The sequence below is a fragment of the Cytobacillus oceanisediminis genome, assembly GCF_003182355.1.
GTDB lineage: Bacteria > Bacillota > Bacilli > Bacillales > Cytobacillaceae > Cytobacillus > Cytobacillus oceanisediminis_A.
Map to the genome: position 1 here is coordinate 153,775 of NZ_QGTW01000013.1, position 22,330 is coordinate 176,104.

Genomic DNA, 22,330 nt, shown 5'->3' on the forward strand with positions numbered 1-22,330 from the left:
TTTAAAATAAACTTTTTGCAAGCTTATGCCGCAGCATTTACTTCAGCTCCAGCACGTTCCTTTTTCGCTATTTTTACAAATAAATAGACTAAAGGTGTATCAATAAGGGCCACGATAAATTTAAAAATATATTGAGTGGCGACCATTCCAATTAGCGCCCCAAGCGGCATTGTGCCATAGAAAGCAATCAGAATAAACACAGTCGTGTCAATCAGCTGGCTCGAAGCAGTTGATAGATTGTTGCGGATCCACAGTTTTTTGCTGCCGTGCTTTTCTTTCAATTTGTGAAAAACAAACACGTCAAGATTTTGGCTTACCAGGTAAGATATCAGGCTGGCAATGGTTACCCGGAAGCTGCCGCTTAGAATCGTTTCAAACTCGGCTTGTGCACCGAAAAACGGCGCGGTTGGAAGATGGATGGCTGCGAAAATAAAGATCGCTGCAAGCAGCTGGGTCACAAAACCGGCAAATACCGTTTTGCGGGCTGCTTCTTTACCATAAACCTCGCCGATAATATCTGTAATCGGATAGGTAAACACATAAACAATTACAGCAGCAGGCAGGATCGCCCAGCTTCCGATGCTGAACAATTTAACAGCCAGGATATTTGATAATATAAGCAGCCCTGCAAAGGCTGCATTTAAATATAAAAGCAATGATATTCTCCTCTCACATTAACGATTGTCAATGGTCTCCGGATAGAGATCATGGTTCATTAAGCGGTAATCCGCCATTTTTTCATATTTCGTTCCCGGCTTGCCATAGTTGCAATAAGGGTCAATCGAAATCCCGCCTCTTGGCGTAAACTTGCCCCATACCTCAATATAGCGCGGATCCATCAGTTCAATTAAGTCGTTCATAATGATATTCATGCAATCCTCATGGAAATCGCCATGGTTTCTGAAGCTGAAAAGATATAGCTTCAAGGACTTGCTTTCTACCATTTTTTGATCCGGAATATAACTGATATAGATGGTTGCAAAATCAGGCTGCCCTGTTTTCGGGCACAGACTCGTAAACTCGGGGCAATTGAATTTTACAAAATAATCGCGATTTGGATGCTTATTATCAAATGCCTCCAAAATCTCAGGCGAATACTCAAAAAGATACTTCGTTCCCTGATTTCCCAATAAAGTAATATCCGTTAATTCCTCATCTCTTCTTCCTGACATAAAAAAGCCTCCCTTTATATGATCCCGCGGCATCCAAGAGAGGTCCAAAAATACAGCCTGAAAAAACAAAAAACCATATCCTCTCTTGGATATGGTTGACTATTGTATAATCAAAGCCATAGTTTTTTATAGAGGGTGAAGCTATGAACCTCTCCCGTTGATACGGGAATATTCTAAATGTAATTGTCATAGTTACTATAGAGAAAAAGCTTGTTTCTGTCAACGGATATTTTAGGAAAGGGCCGGGGCTTTTACTGTTGGTTCTCAGGAGAGAAACAATGGGAGCTGCTTTGATGCTGCTCCTTCTTGACTTTTCCCCAGATATTGCATCAATCGGGGTTTGGGAGGTAGTTATTTCTGTGTTATATAAAGATTTGGCCTCCTTCGTTAGAGGCTCTCTTCATTTTAATGCTGCCGTATCTAGTCTTCCCCTTTCCCTTCATAGTATAATAACGGTAATTTGTACAGAAAGGTGATATGGAATTTTATGTGGAATGAGTTTAAAAAATTTGCACTAAAGGGAAATGTGCTGGATTTGGCTGTGGGGGTTGTCATTGGGGCTGCCTTCGGAAAGATCGTTTCTTCTCTTGTAGATGACATTATTATGCCGCTTGTCGGATTGCTTATGGGTGGAGTAGACTTCACAAAACTGATGATAAAAGTAGGAGGCGCAGAGGTCAAATATGGTTCATTTATGCAGAATGTGGTTGACTTCCTGATCGTAGCGTTCTCAATTTTTATATTTGTGAGGATCATCAATAAGCGTTTCAAAAAGAAAGAAGAGGCAAAGCCGGCACCTGTTATTGATAAAAATGTAGAGCTTTTAACTGAAATCAGAGATTTATTAAAAAACAAATAAAATCCTGAAACCTCATTAACAGGTATTCCGTATATACCTATATAAAAATTATGTTAGAGGAGAAATAAAAAACATGTATGTAAATCAAACTGCAAACAGCAATGGTTACTTATCTTCTGTATTAAGGGCGTTTGCATTATCATTAGGAATTGCATTCATTGGGACGATGGCCGGCGTTTTTGTTCCGCCTGCATTGTTTTTGCCGTTAGTTATTCTGGAAATTGGAATGCTGCTTTTTGCTTTTCTGCTTCGCCGTAAAAAGGCAATCGGCTACACGTTCCTATATGTGTTCACATTTATATCAGGGGTAACAACCTATCCAATCGTTGCGCATTACCTTGCTGCCATTGGGCCGAATCCTGTTCTGGTTGCTCTTGCCACTACCACGGTTGTTTTTACAGGCCTGGCAGTCTACGCGACAACAACTAAGCGTGATTTATCATTCCTGGGCGGTATGCTTATGGCTGCATTGCTTGCACTTATTGCGATTTCCATTTTTAATATCTTCTGGCCGATAAGCTCAACCGGAATGCTGGCATTCTCTTTCATCGGAGTGCTTGTTTTCAGCGGATATGTACTATTCGATTTCAACCGTATGAAACATTATGGTGTTTCAGCTGAAGAAGTGCCTTTGATGGCTCTAAACCTATATCTTGATTTTATCAATCTGTTCATCAATATCCTGCGTATTTTCGGGATTCTTGGAAGCAGGGACTAAAAAAGCAGGGCTGATCCTGCTTTTTTTCTTTTGGCACAGAGCATTATTTCTGTATTCCTTTGTAAAGATTCGGTATATCAAAAGCATTTCATGAATGGCGGTAAATACATGAAATACATTCTAGAAACCCAAAGCCCTGAAATAAACATTCGTTGGACCAGGCAGCCCATGGCCAATATACCATGGCTATTTTCGTCCCCCATCTTGGCTGACCAGTCTTCAGAGCCTATCTTGCGCAGTGAATCACCTTAAAGTCATGCAAAGATTGATGATGTTTTAAAGAAAATGGATGAAGTAAAAGCCTAAAAGGCAGCCTGGTTATTTGGCTGCCTTCCCTTTTGTCATCTCCCATATCTCACGCAAGACCGGCATTTCTTCCATTTCTTCTTCCGTCACAAGCTCCCATTGAATGCCGTCGGGCTTGGGATAAGGAGTATTCGTTTGAATCAGTTCCATTTCGGTTGCAATCCAGTCCACAGTTAAATCATAAGGATCCCTTGGTATATCTGCATCGGTGACCTGGGCGCTATTAACCGTTCCAATCACAGGGATTGGAGGATTGCCAAGCTCCCTGATAATGGCATATTCCCGGTCAGCATACCCCTCGCCCTTCCCAACTCGCCTTCCATCCCTATGAAGTCCTACCGATCCTGCAAAAAATAAATCGATCAAAGGAAGTTCAGTAAGAGGAATTTCTTTTCCGTATGAATGTATATGCTTAAGGCTCGCGGCTTTTCGTTCTTCACCTGCAGGAACCCATTCCGGTTTTACCATAATAAAGCCTGCTTTCAGCCTTGGAGTCGGAACCAGCAATGTCTTACCGTCTTTTAAAATTTGTGTGCGGATCGGCAGCTGCGGACTGTCAGGATTCACTTTTATTACTTTTGCTTCTTTGTATTCGGGCATATTAAAAACGAATTGTGCCGCCTTTTCCGCACCTTTGAAATTTGGAATTCTATTTTTCAGCGGAAAAGGAAAACGGCCGAGCTTATTTTCCTCAAGATAATTCCATATGTAATCACGGATTTCTTTCTTTGTATTCAAGGCATTCACTCCCTTTCCCTTTATTTTATCCATCTTATATCAAATTGAATAGAAAAAGGGTTCTCCAATTACCACATTTTTCTTTTAAGAAAAATGTTTTGGGATGGGCTATCGTGGTAAACAGATAATGCAAGGCCAATAACAAAACGGAAGGGACTGGTGCACGATGAAAAGCGTAACAGCGACTTCAAGGTTCGTCATTGGCATTGCAAGAAACCAGGGAGGATTTGCAGAGCGTTCGAAAGGCACTCTCGTCTATAACCGATATATTTAAAATCGGTTCGATCCTATGCAAATCGTAATTCCTTAGGTTGTCCGTCATCGGACTTAAAAAAGATGCAGACCAATCGGTTTGCATCTTTTTTAATGGTTTAAATTCAACGGAGTCTCTAGTAAATGGAAGTTTAGAGTATTGCCAGAACGGATATCTATTAAGAAAACTCGTTAGGAGGAAAAGACCATGAATGAACAAGAACACGTAATCAAACAAGATGGCGAATTGGATACAGGTAAAGTTAAAAAGGCAATGGACCGAATCTCAGATGAAAGAGCTGAAGATATTTTAAGCAGCTTTGATGAGTTTAAGAGCTATCTAAGCGAAAGAATCGAACTAGGCAAGAAGCTTGGACTAAATGAAGAACAGCTTGCGGTTACAGCTGAAAAGGTTGCTGCTTACCTTGCAGAAAATGTAGAGCCAAAAAATCGGGAAGAACAGCTGCTGAAAGAATTGTGGAAGGTTGGAGATGAAGAAGAAAGGCATAAGCTGGCGCATATGCTCGTCCGTCTGACTGAGCAGGGTTAATTAACGGCCGGAATCGTCTGCTATTGACTGTTCCGGCTTTTTTATTGCTTAAGTTCTTTATAATGATGGATAAATTGACTTGGCTCTGATTTTACATGAAAGGAATACAGCCCCCGGTTTGTATGAAGATAAAGGAATCCGAGTTCCGAATTGGCAGCCCTATAGGACATATCCCATACTTCATCAAGCAGAAATTTTTCCGATGGCGAAATGATATGATCCTCATACAGATAAAGATGGTGTTCCTGTTCAATATACTGCTGCTGATTCCAGTCGATCGTACGGCTGACAACAACAAAAGGATGGGAAGCAATGATTCTCACAAGAACCTCCATTTATGAAAAGTTATGCTTCCATTGAAACATAATGAAGAATCAGATTCAAACTATGCGTGTTTAACCTGTGTATTCTTCCTGTAAAATCGCATAATAAGTTAAATCTACCGGCTTCCCGTCTCTTACTGCATGCTGGCGGAATACTCCTTCATGCTTCATTCCTGCCTTCTCCATAATCCTCCAGGATCCCGGATTATCGGTAAAAGCAAGCGCATAGATCCGGTTATGGTTCATTTCTTCAAAACCGTATTTAATAACAGCCTTGGCTGCCTCTGTTCCATAACCTTTCCCCCAGAACGGCTTGCCGATCCAATAGCCGATTTCTGCTCTCCTGTTTACATTTGGTCCTGAAATATTAATCAGCCCTATCAAGCTGTTATTTTCTTTTAGAGTGATAGCAAAAATAGCAATCTTTCCGTTCTTCTCGGCTTCCAGAATACTTGTTATAAACTCCTTCGCTGCGCCTTTAGGATAGGGATGCGGGATATTTAATGTGGTTTTTGCCACATCATAATCGCTCGCATACTCTTCTACCTTTTCTGCATCATCAAGTGTAAGCCTTCGAAGAATAATGTGGTTAGCCTCGAGGGTTTTCATAGTTTGGCCTCCTTTTTTAAAGTATCATCAGTTTTTCTCTATCGAAACTCAATTTCCTTTATTTTCAGCTATACTACCGGCAGCTTGATTTCATATCTGAAGTTATTATCAAACATGTTTCTGACTTTATCTTGCATATTTAAGAGTTTATCTAGCATATCTGTGAATTTATTTAGCAGCATTTCATTTTTATCTAGCATGTTCCAAAATTTATCTAGCATCTCATACAATTTAAAGAGGGACACCCTTAAATGTGTGCCTCTCTTTATACCAAAACTTATTCCAGTACATTTACTCAACTGTTACCGCAAGCTCTTTTATTAAAAGAGAAGGCGACCCGATATAGCCTGTGGCCATAAATCCCATGGAGAATTCCAAATCAGATCCGATGGCCTGAATGTTGTTCAGCAGCTCATAAAAATTTCCCGCAATGGTCATTTGATTGACAGCGTTTTGAACTTTTCCGTCCTTGACGTAATATCCATTCGCCGCAATCGAGAAGTCGCCAGAAATGGTATTCGCACCTGAATGGAGGCCGGACAATTCGGTAATAATCATGCCTTCAGATATGGAAGATACCAATTCATCATAGCTTTTATTTGAAGGGACGATATGAAAATTGGTAGGCGCTACTGTTAAAGGTCCTTTATAGGAAGCTTTATAAGCGTTTCCTGTTGATTCCACGCCTTCTTTTTGGGCAGTTTTACGATTATGCATCAGCGATACGAGCCTTCCGCCTTTAACAATATCTTTCTTAACTGAGGCAACACCCTCGCTGTCAAAGGTAGAGCTTAGCAGCCCTTCTTCCAAAAATGGATCATCGACAATGTTCAGTGATGGCACTGAGATGCTTTGGCCCGTTTTGCCTTTTAAAGCCGACTGTCGTTTTTGGGTGCTTTCCGCCGAGAAAATCGTGGAATATGTTTGCAGCAAGGCGCTTGCTGCGTCGTTTTTCAAAAGAACAGGATAGTTTTTGCTTTCAGCACTTTGGGCATCAAGCTGGGATAAAGCTTCTTCGACTGCATGTTTTGCGATGGCTTCCGCTTTTAACATTGAAAAGTCTCTCGTAAACTTGGAATACTCTCCATTTTTCACTTGATTGCCCTGCTTCACGATGACCGATACATAGATGCCCACATGATTCTTCTTTTCGCGGAGGTTGAGGCCTTTGCTGTTCATAATGGCCCTTTCTGTTTCACCGCTGCTTAGCATAAAATAATCAGTTCCCGTTACTCGTTCATTATACGCATAGATATGCTTTTCAATTTCCTTAAGCAAATTAATTTTTTCATGAATTGATACGTCCGCTAGATTAGTTGAATAGAAGTTTCCTTCTTCATACTTTTCGCTGCCGGCAAAAATCTCTTCCTGCACTTCATCCTCTATGAATTGGGAGTTTTCCTTGGCGTTTTCAATTAGAAAAGAAAGTGATTCTTCATCAAGCTTTTCCGTAAATGCATAGCCCATTTTGCCTTCGTAAAGCCCTCGGAAGGAGGTTCCGAATACTTCGGAAGTGTCATAGGAATCGATTTCCCCTTTATAAAGCTCACAGGCAAACTTCTCTTCCCTCTCATAATAAAGCTCCATATCGGTAAAACCATGCTGCTCTCCCAACTGAAAAAGCCTTTCCTTAAATTCCTGCAAATTCATTCTATTCGTCCCCCTTTCTGCCGCCAACGGTCATTTCGCTTACACGGATCATCGGCTGGCCGACGTTCACAGGGATGCTGCCGCTTTGAGACCCGCACATACCGGCACCATGGTCCAGATTATTCCCTACCATATCTACAAGCTGAAGGGTCCTAGGGCCATTTCCTATTAATGTAGCACCTTTTAGCGGTTTGCCGATTTTTCCATCCTTCACAAGATAAGCTTCCATCACGGCAAAATTATAATCGCCAGTTGTTGTATTCACCTGGCCGCCGCCCATGTATTTCGTATAGATGCCGTGCTCAGTGTTCGAAATAATCTCTTCCGGAGTGGACTTGCCATTAGCGATATACGTATTGGTCATCCTGGAAGTCGGCGCAAAACGGTAAGACTGCCTTCTGCCTGAGCCGGTTGACTCCATGCCCATTCTCCGCCCGTTAAATTTATCAATCAAGTAACCTTTTAAAATACCATTTTCAATCAGAATATTTTTGCGTGCTTTTTCGCCTTCATCATCAATTGTGATGGAGCCCCACTCATTGGCGATTGTTCCGTCATCAATATATGTAACGACATCCGAAGCCACTTTTTCCCCAATACGGTTGGCAAAAACAGAATTTTCTTTCGCGACAGATGTGGCTTCAAGTCCATGTCCGCATGCCTCGTGGAAAATTACGCCGCCGAATTCATTATCAATGATGATGGGAAATTTCCCGCTTGGGCATGGATCTGCACCTAGCATCGTAACCGCAATACGGGAAGCTTCATTTGCATAATGCTCAAGATTCAGGTTTTCCATAAATTCAAAGCCTTTATGGGCCCCAGGTCCGTAAAATCCCGGTTGCATCTGGTTGCCGTCTACCGCAATCGATTGAATCGCAAGGCGGCTGCGGACTCTGTGGTCTTCTGCAAACTTGCCTTCCGAGTTGGCGATCAGTACATTCTGCTCTTCATCCAAATACCTTACAGTAACCTGCTGGATGCTATTATGATAGTTTTTCGCAATTTCGTAAGCCCTTTTCATAACATCCACTTTGCGGAACTTCTCAACTTCCCTCGGGTTTAACGAGATCGGATGTGCTGCAGGAATGATTTCCTTTTGCAGCTTGGATGGCTGGATCATCGTGTTTCCTTTGATTGCCTGCGCAGCATTGCCCGCTGCTTTTAGCAAACCATCCTTTGTCCCATCCGTTGTATAAGCATAAACACTTTGTAGGCCTTTAAACACGCGAATACCAATTCCGTAATCACGGCCTGATAAGCTGCTCTCAATTTTCCCGCCCTGCAATACAAGGTTATTGGTAAAGCGGTCCTCAACGAAAACTTCCGCAAAATCCCCGCCAGTGGCCAGGGCTGCCGCAATGACATCTTCAATAATTGATTGTGAAAGCATGAAAAAACCCCCTTCTACTTTCTAACTTTTCAAACTATTCTAATCATAACGTACTAATATTCATTTTAGTATGTTTTTTTCCTTTTTTGACCAATAGGAAGAATGATTGTTCCTCGGTCTGGAGACCTAAATGAAAATGAATGATGGGCTATTTGCAGGTTCATTCTCCTATTTGCAAAGTCCACAATTCCCTGGCCAGACATTAAAAAGGCGCCTATCCCAGGCACCTTTTCTAACCTTTACAGAACACCCGAAAACAGCCGGGCAAATGATTCTTTTGACCTTTCAACAAAACCTCTTTTATAGTACTCTACAGGACTTATTTTAACGCTCTCCTCCAAATCCTCCTCAAAATGGGCGACAAGATCGCGGATGGAGCTTGTGCCGTATAGGAATACATTTACTTCAAAATTCAAGTGGAAACTCCTCATATCCATATTGGCTGTTCCAATCGAAGCGAGAATTCCGTCAACGATAATGATTTTTTGATGTAAAAAGCCTTTTTTATAAGAATAAATCTCCACTCCGTACCGCAGCAGCTCCGGGAAGTAAGATCGGCTCGCATATTGGGTCAGGAAGCTGTCGTTAATTTCCGGCACTAGGATACGCACCTCCACCCCTTTAGCTGCCGCTACCCTCAACGCTGTCCGGATTGATTCGTCTGGAACAAAGTATGGCGTGGCAATCCAAATGGATTTGGCTGCACAAGAGATCATGGAATAATACAAATCACTCATGATCCCCTGCTGAGTATCAGGGCCGCTTGCAACTACCTGCACCGCCCCATCCAGCACATCAACATCAATCGGATACTTTACATCTCTATATTGCTCGAGTACCTCTTCTTTACTGACATATTCCCAATCCAGCAAAAACACTGTATGAAGTGTGTAAACAGCCTCGCCTTTTAGGATCATATGGGTATCCCGCCAGAAACCGATTTTTTCGTCTTGGCCCAAGTATTCAATGCCAACATTGAGGCCGCCTACAAAACCGATTTTCCCGTCAATTACGACAATCTTGCGGTGATTTCGGAAATTGAATTTCTGATTGAAAAATCCGTATTTTAGAGGGGAAAAAGGCCGTATTTTAATGCCTGCTTCCTCCATGGATTGCAGATCCTCCAGGGAAATGCCCATGCTGCCTGCCGCATCAAAAATAAACAGCACTTCCACACCTTGCTTGGCCTTATCAATTAATATATTTATGATTTCTTTTCCAAGTCGGTCTGATCGGAAAATATAATATTCCATATGGATAAACTTTTCTGCTTCCCGCAGTTTTTTCTTTATTTCATTAAAGGTTTCCTCGCCATTTTTCAGCATCTTTGCCCGCGAATTGGTGCTAAGGGGCGTTAAGGCCACATTATTGGCAAACCTGGCAAAGCATAGCTGGCTGTCCTGCAGGAAGGAAATATCAGGGGTATCCTCTCTCTTCATCAGTCTTTTCCATTCATCCCGGTCCCTGCTCCTCTTGCTTTTAAACAGATAGCCTTTCAAGTAAAGCTGTCCGGAAAACAAGTAAAAAAGATAGCCAAACACCGGGAAAAACACAAGAACATACATCCATAAAAGGGTCTGATGGGGGGAACGGTTTTCGAGCATCAATGAATAGGCACTTATTAAAATGGCCGCGACATACAAAATAGCAGCACCTAATTTGATTAGTGTGCCGGCATCTGTAAAAAATATTGTATAGGCTGATACAATTAAGATAAATACAAAAAGTGACTCGATTTTGCGTCTTCTCATGGCCCACTTCTCCAACTCTAAAAAGGTTACAATTATGTAAGTATCTTATACCCTTTCTGATGCCCAAAAGAAACCAGGTACAATTAGCATTTCCCATTTAAGGAGAAGAAAGCATTATTCAAAAAAAAAAGAAGCCTTGCCTTATTACGCAACCCTCTCCATTTTATTGCCCGCCTCCGGTATACCGATTGTCACCCATCATATAGTTCGAGCTTTCTCCCGGCTTTGCATTTGGGCTGATTCCTTTTTGCAAGGTATTATTATTCTTCTTTCGCCTGCGGTCAATGCTGTAGGCAAAGGCAAGGGTCACTATAATTAATCCAAATAATACGCCCATCTTTCGTCCCCCTTTTTATATGTATATTCATCATCGGCAAACCTTTGCTTAATATTCGGGGCGAAATCCATTTTTCCTCTAAAAAAGAGAGCTATAAATTATAGCCCCCTCACTTTACATTATTTTCTCATGTTCTCCTGGTCTTTTAAACGGTTTTGCTGATCCGGCAAGCGTTCCTGATCCTTCAGTGATTGCTGCTTGTGCTGCTGGGACTGCTGCCCTTTTACAACATCTTTTAGGTCTTTGCTGTTTTCCTGTGACATTTTAATCCCTCCTGTTATCCTTTTCATTCCTGTTCCCGTATTTTGGTTAAAAAAACTAATTTTCATTAAAAAGTAGGATCTTTTCTAAAAGTAAAAACATTGATAAATAAGGTTGGTTGATTGGAGCGCAAGGTGCGAGACTCCAGCGGGAGGAGTGGGACAGGTGAGACCCCACAGGTGCTGCGCACCGAGGATGCTCACCGCCCTCCCCGCGGTTCGCTGAGCATCCTGGAGCGGAAGTCAACCACTCCTCCCTGCTTATTTAAAAAGCAGCAAAGTTTGCGAAAACAACAAAAAGTAAAAGGGTTTTGTGCAGGTACAGAGAAACTATTAGAAATAGAATACTAACCATAGGGGGATTTGCAGGGTGAAAAAGTGGTCAACAGAAATAGAAATTCAAGCTCCGATAGAGAAGGTATGGGGGCTATTAAATGGTTCTGAGGAAAACATGCAAAAAATTATGCCCCAGGTGGTCGAGCATAAGCCGGTTAAAATAACAGATGAAGGTGTCGGAAGCATCTACCGGCAAAAATATAAAGAAGGATCAAGGGTTGAAGAATACGAAGTAGAAACCCTCAAGTATTCGGATACTCCAGATCATAAAGAGCTGAAGGTCGGATTTAGCCTTGCTAATATGTTCGATATCACAGCCCACTATGAAATGGCCAAATTGGATGAGAATAGAACCCGGTTCAAATACACGGCCTCGAACCAGCCGTTAAAATGGTTTGTAAAACTCTTCTTAATTTTTGCGAATGACAAGGTCGTTAAAAACTTTGCGGAGCGGGTCAAGCATGTAGCGGAGGCAGAAGCTTGAAGGAGGAAATTAAATGGAAATAAGGCTATTACAGCCTGATGACGCTGTAAAATACAAAGAATTGAGATTAGAAGGATTAAAAAAGAACCCCGAAGCATTTGGTTCAAGCTTTGAAGAAGAAGTTGGGCGTCCTCCCGAAGTTTACGGAGAAAGGTTTAAAGCGGAGAACTCCTTTCACTTTGGTGCATTTGAAGGCGGCCGGCTTGTGGGCGTGGTTAGTTTAGTAAGGGAAAATGCATTAAAAATGAAGCACCGGGCCAATATTTATGCGATGTATGTGACCGAACAGTCCCGGCAAAATGGCATCGGCAAATTGCTGGTTGGCGAAGCATTGGAAAAAGCGCGGGCATGGGACGGGGTTGAACAAATCCATTTGGCTGTCATGTCAGAAAATGCCCCAGCGAAAAAGCTTTATTCCTCTTTTGGGTTTGAAGTATACGGCAAGGAGCGGCATGCCTTGAAGATCGATGGTGTGTACTATGATGAGGAACTAAGGGCATTGTATTTTTAACTGTACAAAGGCAGCCTCCTGTTTTAGAGGGGCTGCCTTTTTCTGTTTAGCCCTCCACATAAAAAACAGCGCCCTGCTGCAGCAGGGCGCTATCTTTCTACAGTTCTATTTTCCTTTATCTTTTCCTTTGCCTTTCAAATCAACACCGATGGCTGCTCCGTTGCGGCTGGAGTCTGCTACGCCTTTGAAGGTGCCATTTTCATGGTCAATCAAAATGCTCTGAACGTTTCCGATTGTTGTCGGATTCGGCCCGAAGTTATGGCCCATCTCATTAAGATGATCAAGGACTCCCCCAGAAATCCTCTCTTCATAGCGATAAGAATTCAAATTGTTCGTATAGATGCGCGGTTCCTCTACCGCAGACTTTAGTTCCATATCATATTCAATTGCATGAAGAATGGTTTGCAGTACAGACGTGATGATAGTCGGACCCCCTGGTGAGCCTACTGTCAGTACAGGTTCTCCACCTTCAAAAACAATCGTCGGTGTCATGGAGCTTAACGGACGCTTGTTCGGCTGAACTTCATTGGCTCCTCCTGGAACGGCATCAAAGTCTGTCAGCTCATTATTCAGCATGAAGCCGTATCCTGGAACCATTATGCCAGTCCCAAATACCTGTTCAATTGTTGTTGTATAAGAGACGACATTCCCCCATCTGTCTGTTACTGAAAAATGGGTGGTCTCGCCATATTCGCGGTCATTTGGCTGATCCGCCGCTTCATAATTTGCTGCGCTGTTTTCATACTTCCATGGATCGCCAGCTTCCGGATTTGCATTCACTTCATCCAGGCTGATCAGCTCCTGGCGCTCTTTAATATATTCCGGGTGGAGCAATCCATTAGTTGGAACATTTACGAATTCCGGATCGCCTGCATATGCCGCACGGTCCGCATAAGCTAAATGCATCGTTTCAGCTAGCAGGTGGTATTTTTCCCAGGATTTTAAATCATACTGTGATAGATTAAAATCATCCAAAATCTTCAGCATCTGCAGCAAAAATACACCGCCCGAGCTTGGAGGAGGCATGCTTGCGATTTCATATCCCTGATAGTCTCCCCAAACAGGTTCATCAATGGTCACTTCATAGTTCGCAAGATCTTCCGGCGTCATCGATCCGCCGAAATCCTGAACAACACCGGCGAGGGCTTCAGCAATTTGCCCATTATACAGAGCGTCTGCCCCTTCAGAACGAATCATTTTCAAAGTCTTTGCCAGGTCTTTCTGTACAAGATGGTCCCCTTCTTCCATAGGTTCTCCATTTTCCAGAAATACTTCGCCTGCAGCCGATCTGCTCAGCTTATCCTGATTATCGGCAATTGCATTCGCCAAAACCGAATCAATCGGGAAACCTTTATCAGCCAGCTTAATCGCCGGGCCGATCAGCTGCTGCATGGAACGTGTCCCCCACATATCCAGAGCCGTTTCCAATCCTTTCAAGGTCCCTGGTATCCCAACTGCTGTACCGCCGGTTGAACGCTTAGAAAATGGAATTGGATTCCCGTTTTCATCAAGGAACATATCAGGAGTGGCCCCGGCCGGAGCGCGTTCCCGGCTGTTAATAATGGTCGTTTCCTTGGTCTCTCCATCATACACCATCATGAAGCCGCCGCCTCCGATCCCTGACATCATCGGTTCCACCACGTTGAGTGCAAATTGGACAGCAACTGCGGCATCAATGGCGTTACCTCCCTTTTTCAAGACATCCGCCCCAATCTGCGATGCGAGCGGATGGGCCGAAGCCACCATGCCGTCATCGCCGACGTCAACCTGGCTATAGCCTTCATAGTCATTTTTAGGCTTTTTTGCCTGGCCGGTTAAAGGCATTGTCCCGGCTACTAGTAAAATACTAAAAAAAACCGCTAAACTAGCTTTCCAAATTCTCTTCATCTTTTTCCTCCTTTATAGGTTTCCTCATGTCTACCGTAAGAGGCAGGAAAAAGATTATCAAGAAATAAGAGTTAATATTCTGAAAGTTAAATCTATTGAACTACGAGATAATATGTAAAAAGTTCCAAATAACTTAGCAGACTAGGAATAAATGAGGAGTTATTTTTTATACATGTTTTCCCTTTAAAAAATGGGAATATTTTAGGAGAAACAGCGTGAGGCGCTATTCCTCCCAGCAAAAAACTGATTTATAATTCAGTCCAGTCTTGATGCGATCTCATTAGCAAGGATTGCAGGCATTTCTTGAACCCATTCCTCTTCCCTACCTACCAGGGCAAACCTGTTCCGTATTTTTTTGCTCTGGCTTCACTGTCTTTTTTACGCTTTTTCCGGATTTCAGCGCGTTCTTTAGCTGTTTCATATAAACTCTTTTCTTCATCAGTTTCTGGCAGTACGGAAGGCACTGGTGTTGGTTTGCCATTTTCATCAATGGCAACCATCGTTAGAAAAGACATGGCGCAAACATTTCGTTCGCCTGTGACCAGATCTTCGGCAATTACCTTTACAAAAATCTCCATCGAGGTTCTGCCTGTATAAGTTACAAATGCTTCCAGACAAACCGAATTGCCTTCATAAACAGGATGAAGGAAGTCAACGGAATCTGTAGATGCCGTTACGATATTTTTTCTTCCGTGGCGCATAGCGGCAATGGCTGCCACATCATCTATATAGGCCATAAGCTTCCCGCCAAATAAAGTTCCGTATGTATTCGTGTCAGGCGGCAGGACAATGCTTGTTTTTACTGTAAAAGACTCTCTGCATGTTTTGGTTTCATTCATGTTGTTTCCTCCTGAAGCTATTAATATTTTCTTCAAGCATACCAAAAGCTGCTGGCTAATAAAATTAATTTGGAAAGTTTATCAAAATTGTGTTGCCAAAAATATCCTTAGCGGCATATAATTTTATTGACCAATGTTCAATAATGAAAGGTGATTTGATGAGCCCAAGAAAAGCAGCCTACGATGAACTTACAAAAGAAGCGATCATCACTGTAGCACGTGACCTGTTTGTACGGGAAGGATACTCAGCCGCATCCATGAGAAAAATTGCGGATACCCTCCACTGCAGCCACGGTGCTATCTATTATCATTTCAAAAATAAAGCCCAATTATTTTATGAAATCGTTGAAGCGGATTTTCAGACGCTCAATCAGGAGCTGGAAAGTGTTCTGGCTAAGCCTGCTGAAACCAATGAACAGAAACTATATAACATTCTTTATCAGTATATCCAATTCGGCCTTACCCACCAAAAACATTATGAATTGATGTTTTTGATTCGGGACGATGATGTTAAAAGCTATCTTCAGGAAGGACCGAATAAAAGCTATTTACATTTTGCTCAGGCTATTAACTCCCTCACCGAAAAACAGCTCTCCGTAAAGGAGATATGGTCAATATTCCTAAGTATGCACGGTTTTGTGACGCATTATTGCAAATCGGAAACAGCATTTGAAGAAGTGAAGGAACTAGCCTCTTCACATGTGAATTTTTTAATCAAGGCGATTAGTTAAAGAAGTGAATAGTCATTTCTTTAATTTTTTACCCTCATTTGAACAGCGGTCAATTAAATGTGAAAAGGATGATAAATATGTTTAAAACAGCTGCAGTGCTGGGAGCTACCGGCGGAATGGGCTATGCTTTGACAGAGGCTCTTTGCCATAAAAATATTCGAACAATAGCTTTTGCGAGATCAGAAGAAAATTTACTTAAGTACCAAGAGGAGTGGGGTCCAAATGCTGAGATTTTTGCAGGAGATGCCATGAATCAAGCTGATGTTGAAAAAGCTGTTTCCGAAGCGGATGCCGTATTCCATGCTATCAATATCCCTTACCAGAACTGGGACCCGGCACTGTCTATTATCCTGGATCATCTCCTAGACGTTTGCCGCAAGCAGAATAAGCCATTTATCTATGTTGATAATATATACTCCTACGGTCTGCACTCCATGCCTGCCACAGAAACATCCGCCAAGAATCCACACACAAAAAAGGGGAAGCTGCGCCAAACCTTAATTGAGAAAATCAAAAATTCAGGTGTGCCGTATACCATTGCCCATTTCCCTGACTTTTACGGCCCACATACAGGCAATACACTTTTACAATACACCTTCCAGCAAATCATCGATAAAAATAAAGGGATGTTTGTCGGTAAAACAAACATAGCCAGAGAGTTTATTTATATAAAGGATGGGGCCAAGGCATTAGCTGACCTTGCCCTAAAAGAAGAAGCGTACGGTGAAGTATGGAATATTCCAGGGGCAGGAACGATTACAGGTGAAGAAATCGCCCGTATTGCTTCCCGGCATCTCAATAAACAAGTCTCTTTTAAACCTGTCCACAAATGGATGATCCGTGCCATTGGCGTCTTTGATCCTTTCATGAGGGAATATACCGAAATGATGTATCTGAATGAAACACCTGTTATTCTGGATGGAAGCAAATACGAAAAGCGCATTGGAAATCTTCCTAGAACAACTTATGAGGATGGGATTAAGCAAAGCCTTGAACATTTACTAAATAGGAATGCCGCAATTTAACGGCATTTCTTTTTCTATTTAAAGAAAGAGTTTTTCTTTCTTCCACGTAATATATCTCCCATCCAACCCTTTTTAACTAGCATAATATAAAGTGCAGCGGTTGTACCCATAATCAAGAAGAGTGATAAAGGGTATCCAATTTTCCAGTCAAGCTCCGGCATATACTTAAAGTTCATGCCCCACAGCGCGCCCCATGATGCTACTGGAGTCATTAATGTGGTTATAACCGTGAGTGTTTTAACAATCTCATTTCCGCGGTGCATAGACACCATTTCTTCAAAATTCACAAGATCATCAATTTCCTGCTGATATTCCCTTACAAGGGTATATCCCCTCTCAATTCTTTTACAGGTTCTTTTGAATTCCGGTCCTATCGTTACCTCTTCCCCAAAGGCTTCCTCAACACCGAGCCTAATCTCTTTAACTGGAATCATTAGATTTTTCCATACTAAAATCTGATGGCGGAGCTGATAGATTTCTTCAAGGCGATCAATATTGTTTTTCTCTTTGATCTTCCAGAGCAAATCATTTAAACGGACTTCAAATTTATCTATCTTCTTAATGTTATCACTTAAAACCTCACCCAAAATAACAAAAAATCCATCAATTGCATTGTTTGTATGATCCATTTTTTTTAAAAGCAGAGAGTTATCTGATTGAATGACAGAGGAATCAAAATTTACAGTTATAAGAAAATCCCTCGTTAAAAAATAGTGAAATAAACTATTTTCTTCTTGCTCATTGGTTGTTTGCTGATAGATAAGAGAGCCGCTTAAAAACTCTTTTTCACGCACTGTAGTATCCATTTCCATCACATTTGTTTTGCTCTCAGATGTTTTTTCTGCCCACCTCTGTAAAGCATCTTTATAATCCGGATTCAGTGCCCAGTCAATTTCATTAAGATGGTCATAGCGATGCCACTTCCAATTATTCTCACTGTACTCTTTTTTCATCTCCATCTTCCTTTCCAGCTGGAGCCTTTCTCTTCCTATTTAATAATTACATGTTTCCCTTCTCCCCTCCTCATTAAAACCTTACAAAAGGAGTAATTATTTCTGAGCTGGTAACAATGTTAAAAGGACAAAATGTTTTCATTTAAATAGGGCGGGTAAATGTAGAGTAAGAAAGACAAATTTTATATTTAAAGAGGAGGAGCATAATCATGAATTCTCGTCCGTTAAATCCATATGTATTAGCCGGTGTCGGAATTACCAGTATTTTATTATTGGCCAGCAAGAACAATAGAAACAAGGTACAATCCCTTGCTGTAAAAATGAAAGGCATGATTCCTGACCGTTTCCTTAATGATACAGTCCCAGCAGAAAAGCTGGGGCACCCTGACCCTCATAATATTGAAGACAACAAAATGGTCGATGAAGGGTCCATGTATTCAGTTCAATACTATAATGAAACAGTACAGCAATGACCTAAGGACTAGCCTCCTTAGGTTTTTTACATAACTTTGAATAATCGGAGGATTAGAGATGGGTGTGCTTTTTATCCTGATTTACTTGGGAATCATTCTGGCTGTGATCGAAATAAATACGCTGCTTTTTACTTATACAGGGCTGGATAAGCATATTGCCCGGTTTCAGGTTATCTCAATGCTGACGGGCACAGGGTTTACGACAGGAGAGTCGGAGCTCATCATTGATCACCCGATCCGCAGGAGAGTCGGGGCGTTTTTAATATTGTTTGGCGCCTTTTCACTGGCCGTGATTATTTCGGCCATCAGCAACCTTCTTTCAGATGAATTTTATACAAAAAATATTTCGATTGTGGCTGCTGCCTTAATTATGATTATTTTTATCTTAAAAACGCCTTATGTTAAAAAGCTGCTTTCCAGCAAGCTCGAACATGAGCTCGAGGAGCACTACGATTTTCGTGATTTGCCGATCAGGGATGCCCTGCTCACGGATGAAAGTGATCATATATTAAATTACTTCATAGATAGTTCATCTGAATTTATCGGAAAAGAGCTTGGTGACGTTATTGAGGAGGATGAAGATATCCTTGTTCTCTACATCCAAAGAGGTGATTTGAAAATCAGGAAAAATCGGCTGGTTACAGAAATCCAAGAAGGAGATCATATTATCTTATATGGCGATGAAAATGCAATCGAAAGAAAGTTTGGCCCAAAAGAAGATAGACAGAAATAAAGCACCTTCTGCTAAGTGGAAGATGCTTATTTTTTTGCTCATTTGGCCCTTTGCAGGAACGGAATAACCTTGTGAATGAGATGGTTTCCTGAATAAGTGCCTTTTATATAAGCTAGTAAGTTTCCATGGAAGACTGGCACATTTGCCGGAGGTCGGCAATGCCTTCCTTGCAAACCCCATAGGATAGCCACGAACACCCGGCACAAATAACATCCAGGTCATCCGGCCTGACTTTTGCAGCAGTAAGAGAAACAAGAACCGATTTGGGATAGGTTTCTCCATCCTTCAAGCCCAGTTGTTCGATTACTTTCCTATCCATTGTCAAAACATGATCGTTGGAATTCTCGCTCGCTACACATTTTGATATGCCATTGTTCGGGCATGATTTGCATGTATCATCCAAATCCGCGACAATTTTGATTGGGAAGTCCTTATTCTCATTTCTTATATCCATGACTACTTCACTCATTTTCTCTACAAACTCAGGACTGTAGCCCATCCCTTTGAATCCGTGAACACAAAGTAAATGATGCCCCCGCAAAACCAATGCCATCCTCTCAATCCTTCCCTAATAAAAATTTTTTCTCTATTTTATCAGATTTTTCAGTTAAACTGTTTGGCAGGGGACAGGAAAAGTGTCAGTCCGATTTTCCGGCACACGGTTACATAATGCATCATGGCGAGGAGGACAGCACCGGTATTCATGCCCATAATAATCCCATCCATCTGCAGGCTGTGCATCGAGCCGAGCAGGAACATCGCTGAAAAAGAAACCACCGTGGACCAGAGAGAATGATAGATGGTATCCATCATAAGCCCCAAGCCGATTAAATAGGCCTGCATGGGTATAATGAAAAAATGCAGCAAGAAGAATGGCCAGAGCAGCTGCAAATATATGGCTGCATCTGTTGAATGGAAAAAGACCTCCGTCAGCGGCCTTGCGAAAAAGCAGAATAACCCGACGGATGGTACTCCATATAGGAAAGTCACGAAGAACACCTGCTGCAGAAGGCGCCGAAGCTCCTCCAGATTTTTATCTGCATATTCTTTAGATACAGTCGGAATCAGCATAATTAAAAACGAATGAGCAATAAACGCTGGAAAAAAGCCAATTGTCATCGCCACACCTGCAAGCATCCCAAAATGTTCAGTTGCCACTTCCCCCGGCACGCCAGCTTTTAACAGGGCTCCTTTTATTAAGAACGGCTGAACGGCATGTGTCAGTGCATGAAATACTCTTAACGCAGTAGTAGGAACGGAAACAGATATTAAATTTTGCCGCACGCTTTTTCCGCTAAGAATTTCAGATGGCTCCTTTTTGACACGCTGATACTGAATAATAAACATATGAAGCAAATAAAGGAAGACAACGATCTCGCTTCCTATAAATGTACAAAAAGCGATAAAAACCGCCGTATCCGTATCGAATTGAAAGGCCTGATACAGCACAACCAGCAATAGAAGCTGTACAGATTTCCGCAGGAAATTCGAGGCTGCAATTTTCCCCATTTGTTGCTTGCCCATAAAAAAGCCCCTGGCTATCGAGGAAAAAGACACGATCGGAATAAATCCAATGACCGTCCACCTTAATAAAGGATGATATTCATCAAAAACAGATACAAATGGAATAATCGCTGCCGCAAGCGGCACCAGAATAGCCGTAAAGATGATGGTCAGCTTAATGACATGATTAAGCATGCTTTTGTGATATTTTTTATCCTTCTCGGCAATAAATTTCGATATGGATATCGGAAGCTCAAAACTTGCCAAAAGAACGATCAGGAAGATGGTCGGCAAAATCGACATATACATGCCGAGCCCCCTCTCCCCCAGTTCCCGGGCGAGGACCATATTCACGACAAACTCTATACACTCGCTGGCGAACGCTGCCAGCGCCAGTAAAACAACTCCCTTGAAGAATTTACTCATTGCTCCTCTCCTTATACATTGCAGATTCTATATAAGATATGAGACATGTCCCTATAATATTAGTTATCTAAGATTAAAAAGTTTTATTCTAAAATAGAAAAAGAGGCCAGCTATTATTAGAGGCCTCCTTTTCCTATTAAAAGACAAAAACATGTGCAATTAATACAATGATTGGTAAAGTAATGATTGTTCTTTGGATAAAAATAATGAATAAATCTGTAAAGCTTAATGGAATATTCGAGCGCAGAATCAAAATGCCTATTTCAGACATATATACTAACTGTGTTAAGGAGAGACCTGCTACTACGAATCTTGTTAACTCGCTTTCAATTCCACTGCCTATGACTGCCGGCAAGAACATATCAGCGAAACCAACTAGCATAGTTTGGGCTGCTGCACCTGCTTCAGGCAATTGCATAAACTCCAGGATCGGAATGAGCGGATACGAAATAAATTGAAAAACAGGTGTATATTCGGCAATGATTAAAGCGGCAGCTCCCAAACTCATCACAAGCGGAATCAGCCCCATCCAAATATCCAAGACCGTTTCCACTCCATTGGATAAAAGCTTCTTTGGCCCTGGAGCATTTTTGGCCTTTTCAATTGCTTGCTGCCAACCCCATGTTATATGTGACACCCCTTCAGGAATCGTTTCATCAATCTGCTGGCCCACTGGTTCATAGTATGTGTCCGCTTTTCTGGATAGAGGCGGAATTCTTGGCATGATCAATGCAGCCACGATACAAGCTGCTGATACTGTTAAATAAAACGGAATGAATAAGTGGCCAAGTCCTACCACATTTGCTACCACTAAGCTGAAAGCGACAGAGGCAATTGAAAAAGTTGTAGCGATGACAGCTGCTTCTCTTTTTGTATAAAATCCTTCGTCATATTGCTTCGTTGTAACAAGTACTCCAACCGTACCAGCCCCCATCCAGGAAGCAAGACAGTCAATTGAAGATCGGCCGGGCAATGTAAACAGCGGCCGCATAAATTTTTGTACAAGTGCCCCGATGAACTCCATTAAACCAAATTCCACTAACAGCGGGAGAAAAATTCCGGCAAATAGGAACCATGTTAAAAGAACAGGAGCTAAATCGTACAGTACCACTCCTCCTGTATTTCTTGACCAGATAAATTCTGGCCCTGCTTCCAAAATGGTCATCAAACCAACTGCGAAGCCAAGGATTCTCATGATTAAACCAAATTTCCCGGTATCAAATAATCCTTTAAGAAATTTGTTATCCATTATAAATGCTGGCTTAAGCACTTTCGTAATAATAGAAACACCAGCCGATAATCCGAGAATAAAAATAATAAATGCAGGCATTTGCTCACTAAAAGTATTGCTTAAAAAGGCTGCCAGGATTCCAACACCAATCGTAACATCTCCCTGAAATTTAACCGGAACCAGGAATAATAGCGTTCCAATTAAAGATGGAATAATAAATTTCCAATACTCACCTGTGACTGCTTGCGGTTTAACTCTTGTTTCAGCCTTCATGCTCTTG

25 protein-coding genes and 1 riboswitch are annotated in these 22,330 nt (G+C 41.8%); of the genes, 9 read left to right on the forward strand and 16 right to left on the reverse strand.

All coding sequences use genetic code 11. From position 1 onward, the window contains the following. Nucleotides 1-23 precede the first annotated feature (23 nt). Nucleotides 24-656 (reverse strand): queuosine precursor transporter, encoded by a 633-nt coding sequence (locus DFO73_RS21510; RefSeq protein ID WP_110066744.1) that lies wholly within the window; start codon nucleotides 654-656, stop codon nucleotides 24-26. 18 nt (nucleotides 657-674) lie between these two features. Continuing rightward, nucleotides 675-1,172, reverse strand: a complete 498-nt coding sequence (queF, locus tag DFO73_RS21515; protein ID WP_110066745.1) for a preQ(1) synthase — start codon at nucleotides 1,170-1,172, stop codon at nucleotides 675-677. A gap of 112 nt (nucleotides 1,173-1,284) precedes the next feature. Continuing rightward, nucleotides 1,285-1,330: riboswitch (PreQ1 riboswitch) on the reverse strand. A 329-nt stretch (nucleotides 1,331-1,659) separates the two neighbouring features. On the opposite strand from queF, the gene mscL reads away from it, so the two are divergent. Beyond that, on the forward strand, nucleotides 1,660-2,031 hold the full coding sequence (mscL, locus tag DFO73_RS21525) for a large conductance mechanosensitive channel protein MscL (protein ID WP_110066747.1): 372 nt from the start codon (nucleotides 1,660-1,662) through the stop codon (nucleotides 2,029-2,031). A 73-nt stretch (nucleotides 2,032-2,104) separates the two neighbouring features. After that, nucleotides 2,105-2,749, forward strand: coding sequence for a Bax inhibitor-1/YccA family protein (locus tag DFO73_RS21530; RefSeq protein ID WP_110066748.1), 645 nt, complete (start codon nucleotides 2,105-2,107; stop codon nucleotides 2,747-2,749). A 318-nt stretch (nucleotides 2,750-3,067) separates the two neighbouring features. On the opposite strand, the gene DFO73_RS21535 is transcribed toward DFO73_RS21530, so the two are convergent. Continuing rightward, nucleotides 3,068-3,793, reverse strand: a complete 726-nt coding sequence (locus DFO73_RS21535; protein WP_110066778.1) for a 5-formyltetrahydrofolate cyclo-ligase — start codon at nucleotides 3,791-3,793, stop codon at nucleotides 3,068-3,070. 460 nt (nucleotides 3,794-4,253) lie between these two features. On the opposite strand from DFO73_RS21535, the gene DFO73_RS21540 reads away from it, so the two are divergent. Continuing rightward, on the forward strand, nucleotides 4,254-4,595 hold the full coding sequence (locus DFO73_RS21540; protein ID WP_110066749.1) for a DUF3243 domain-containing protein: 342 nt from the start codon (nucleotides 4,254-4,256) through the stop codon (nucleotides 4,593-4,595). 41 nt (nucleotides 4,596-4,636) lie between these two features. Here the strand turns inward: DFO73_RS21540 and DFO73_RS21545 are convergent, their stop codons facing one another. The 7 genes from DFO73_RS21545 to DFO73_RS28845 all read right to left on the reverse strand — a co-directional run bounded on the left by DFO73_RS21545 (nucleotide 4,637) and on the right by DFO73_RS28845 (nucleotide 10,921). Further along, nucleotides 4,637-4,918 (reverse strand): hypothetical protein, encoded by a 282-nt coding sequence (locus tag DFO73_RS21545; RefSeq protein WP_110066750.1) that lies wholly within the window; start codon nucleotides 4,916-4,918, stop codon nucleotides 4,637-4,639. Nucleotides 4,919-4,990: 72 nt separating this feature from the next. Continuing rightward, nucleotides 4,991-5,527: a GNAT family N-acetyltransferase gene (locus DFO73_RS21550; protein WP_110066751.1), complete on the reverse strand. Its 537-nt coding sequence runs from the start codon at nucleotides 5,525-5,527 to the stop codon at nucleotides 4,991-4,993. Nucleotides 5,528-5,818: 291 nt separating this feature from the next. Next, complete coding sequence (locus DFO73_RS21560) at nucleotides 5,819-7,177, reverse strand: TldD/PmbA family protein (protein ID WP_110066753.1); 1,359 nt, start codon at nucleotides 7,175-7,177, stop codon at nucleotides 5,819-5,821. A 1-nt stretch (nucleotide 7,178) separates the two neighbouring features. Continuing rightward, entirely contained in the window at nucleotides 7,179-8,570 is a 1,392-nt protein-coding gene (locus DFO73_RS21565; protein WP_110066754.1) for a TldD/PmbA family protein, read from the reverse strand. Nucleotides 8,571-8,809: 239 nt separating this feature from the next. Then, nucleotides 8,810-10,321 (reverse strand): cardiolipin synthase, encoded by a 1,512-nt coding sequence (gene cls, locus DFO73_RS21570; RefSeq protein WP_110066755.1) that lies wholly within the window; start codon nucleotides 10,319-10,321, stop codon nucleotides 8,810-8,812. 163 nt (nucleotides 10,322-10,484) lie between these two features. Beyond that, nucleotides 10,485-10,658: a hypothetical protein gene (locus DFO73_RS28840; RefSeq protein ID WP_181396082.1), complete on the reverse strand. Its 174-nt coding sequence runs from the start codon at nucleotides 10,656-10,658 to the stop codon at nucleotides 10,485-10,487. Between the two features lie 119 nt (nucleotides 10,659-10,777). Beyond that, nucleotides 10,778-10,921: a hypothetical protein gene (locus tag DFO73_RS28845; protein ID WP_181396083.1), complete on the reverse strand. Its 144-nt coding sequence runs from the start codon at nucleotides 10,919-10,921 to the stop codon at nucleotides 10,778-10,780. Between the two features lie 367 nt (nucleotides 10,922-11,288). Between DFO73_RS28845 and DFO73_RS21575 the strand changes: the two genes are divergently transcribed. After that, nucleotides 11,289-11,738 carry an SRPBCC family protein gene (locus tag DFO73_RS21575; protein WP_110066756.1) on the forward strand — a complete coding sequence of 150 codons (450 nt, stop codon included), beginning with the start codon at nucleotides 11,289-11,291 and terminating at the stop codon, nucleotides 11,736-11,738. A 13-nt stretch (nucleotides 11,739-11,751) separates the two neighbouring features. Beyond that, on the forward strand, nucleotides 11,752-12,249 hold the full coding sequence (locus DFO73_RS21580) for a GNAT family N-acetyltransferase (RefSeq protein ID WP_110066757.1): 498 nt from the start codon (nucleotides 11,752-11,754) through the stop codon (nucleotides 12,247-12,249). A gap of 105 nt (nucleotides 12,250-12,354) precedes the next feature. Here DFO73_RS21580 and ggt read toward each other — a convergent pair whose 3' ends face one another. Both ggt and DFO73_RS21590 read right to left on the reverse strand, forming a co-directional pair. After that, complete coding sequence (gene ggt, locus DFO73_RS21585; protein ID WP_110066758.1) at nucleotides 12,355-14,136, reverse strand: gamma-glutamyltransferase; 1,782 nt, start codon at nucleotides 14,134-14,136, stop codon at nucleotides 12,355-12,357. A 326-nt stretch (nucleotides 14,137-14,462) separates the two neighbouring features. Next, the gene (locus tag DFO73_RS21590) at nucleotides 14,463-14,975 is read right to left on the reverse strand and encodes an acyl-CoA thioesterase (protein WP_110066759.1); all 513 of its coding nucleotides are present in this window, start codon (nucleotides 14,973-14,975) and stop codon (nucleotides 14,463-14,465) included. A 158-nt stretch (nucleotides 14,976-15,133) separates the two neighbouring features. Here DFO73_RS21590 and DFO73_RS21595 point away from each other — a divergent pair, with 158 nt between their 5' ends. Both DFO73_RS21595 and DFO73_RS21600 read left to right on the forward strand, forming a co-directional pair. Then, nucleotides 15,134-15,706, forward strand: a complete 573-nt coding sequence (locus DFO73_RS21595) for a TetR/AcrR family transcriptional regulator (RefSeq protein WP_110066760.1) — start codon at nucleotides 15,134-15,136, stop codon at nucleotides 15,704-15,706. Between the two features lie 77 nt (nucleotides 15,707-15,783). Continuing rightward, entirely contained in the window at nucleotides 15,784-16,731 is a 948-nt protein-coding gene (locus DFO73_RS21600; protein WP_110066761.1) for an SDR family NAD(P)-dependent oxidoreductase, read from the forward strand. A gap of 14 nt (nucleotides 16,732-16,745) precedes the next feature. Here the strand turns inward: DFO73_RS21600 and DFO73_RS21605 are convergent, their stop codons facing one another. Next, complete coding sequence (locus tag DFO73_RS21605; RefSeq protein WP_110066762.1) at nucleotides 16,746-17,684, reverse strand: magnesium transporter CorA family protein; 939 nt, start codon at nucleotides 17,682-17,684, stop codon at nucleotides 16,746-16,748. Between the two features lie 209 nt (nucleotides 17,685-17,893). On the opposite strand from DFO73_RS21605, the gene DFO73_RS21610 reads away from it, so the two are divergent. Beyond that, a complete protein-coding gene (locus tag DFO73_RS21610) occupies nucleotides 17,894-18,157 on the forward strand; it encodes a hypothetical protein (RefSeq protein ID WP_110066763.1) in 264 nt (87 codons plus the stop codon). 58 nt (nucleotides 18,158-18,215) lie between these two features. Beyond that, nucleotides 18,216-18,890, forward strand: a complete 675-nt coding sequence (locus DFO73_RS21615) for a TrkA C-terminal domain-containing protein (RefSeq protein WP_110066764.1) — start codon at nucleotides 18,216-18,218, stop codon at nucleotides 18,888-18,890. 112 nt (nucleotides 18,891-19,002) lie between these two features. Here the strand turns inward: DFO73_RS21615 and DFO73_RS21620 are convergent, their stop codons facing one another. The 3 genes from DFO73_RS21620 to DFO73_RS21630 form a co-directional block, all read right to left on the reverse strand. Further along, nucleotides 19,003-19,443 (reverse strand): DUF1284 domain-containing protein, encoded by a 441-nt coding sequence (locus DFO73_RS21620; RefSeq protein WP_110066765.1) that lies wholly within the window; start codon nucleotides 19,441-19,443, stop codon nucleotides 19,003-19,005. A gap of 50 nt (nucleotides 19,444-19,493) precedes the next feature. Further along, entirely contained in the window at nucleotides 19,494-20,819 is a 1,326-nt protein-coding gene (locus DFO73_RS21625; protein ID WP_110066766.1) for a polysaccharide biosynthesis protein, read from the reverse strand. Between the two features lie 136 nt (nucleotides 20,820-20,955). Continuing rightward, nucleotides 20,956-22,323 (reverse strand): YjiH family protein, encoded by a 1,368-nt coding sequence (locus tag DFO73_RS21630; RefSeq protein ID WP_110066767.1) that lies wholly within the window; start codon nucleotides 22,321-22,323, stop codon nucleotides 20,956-20,958. Nucleotides 22,324-22,330 lie beyond the last annotated feature (7 nt).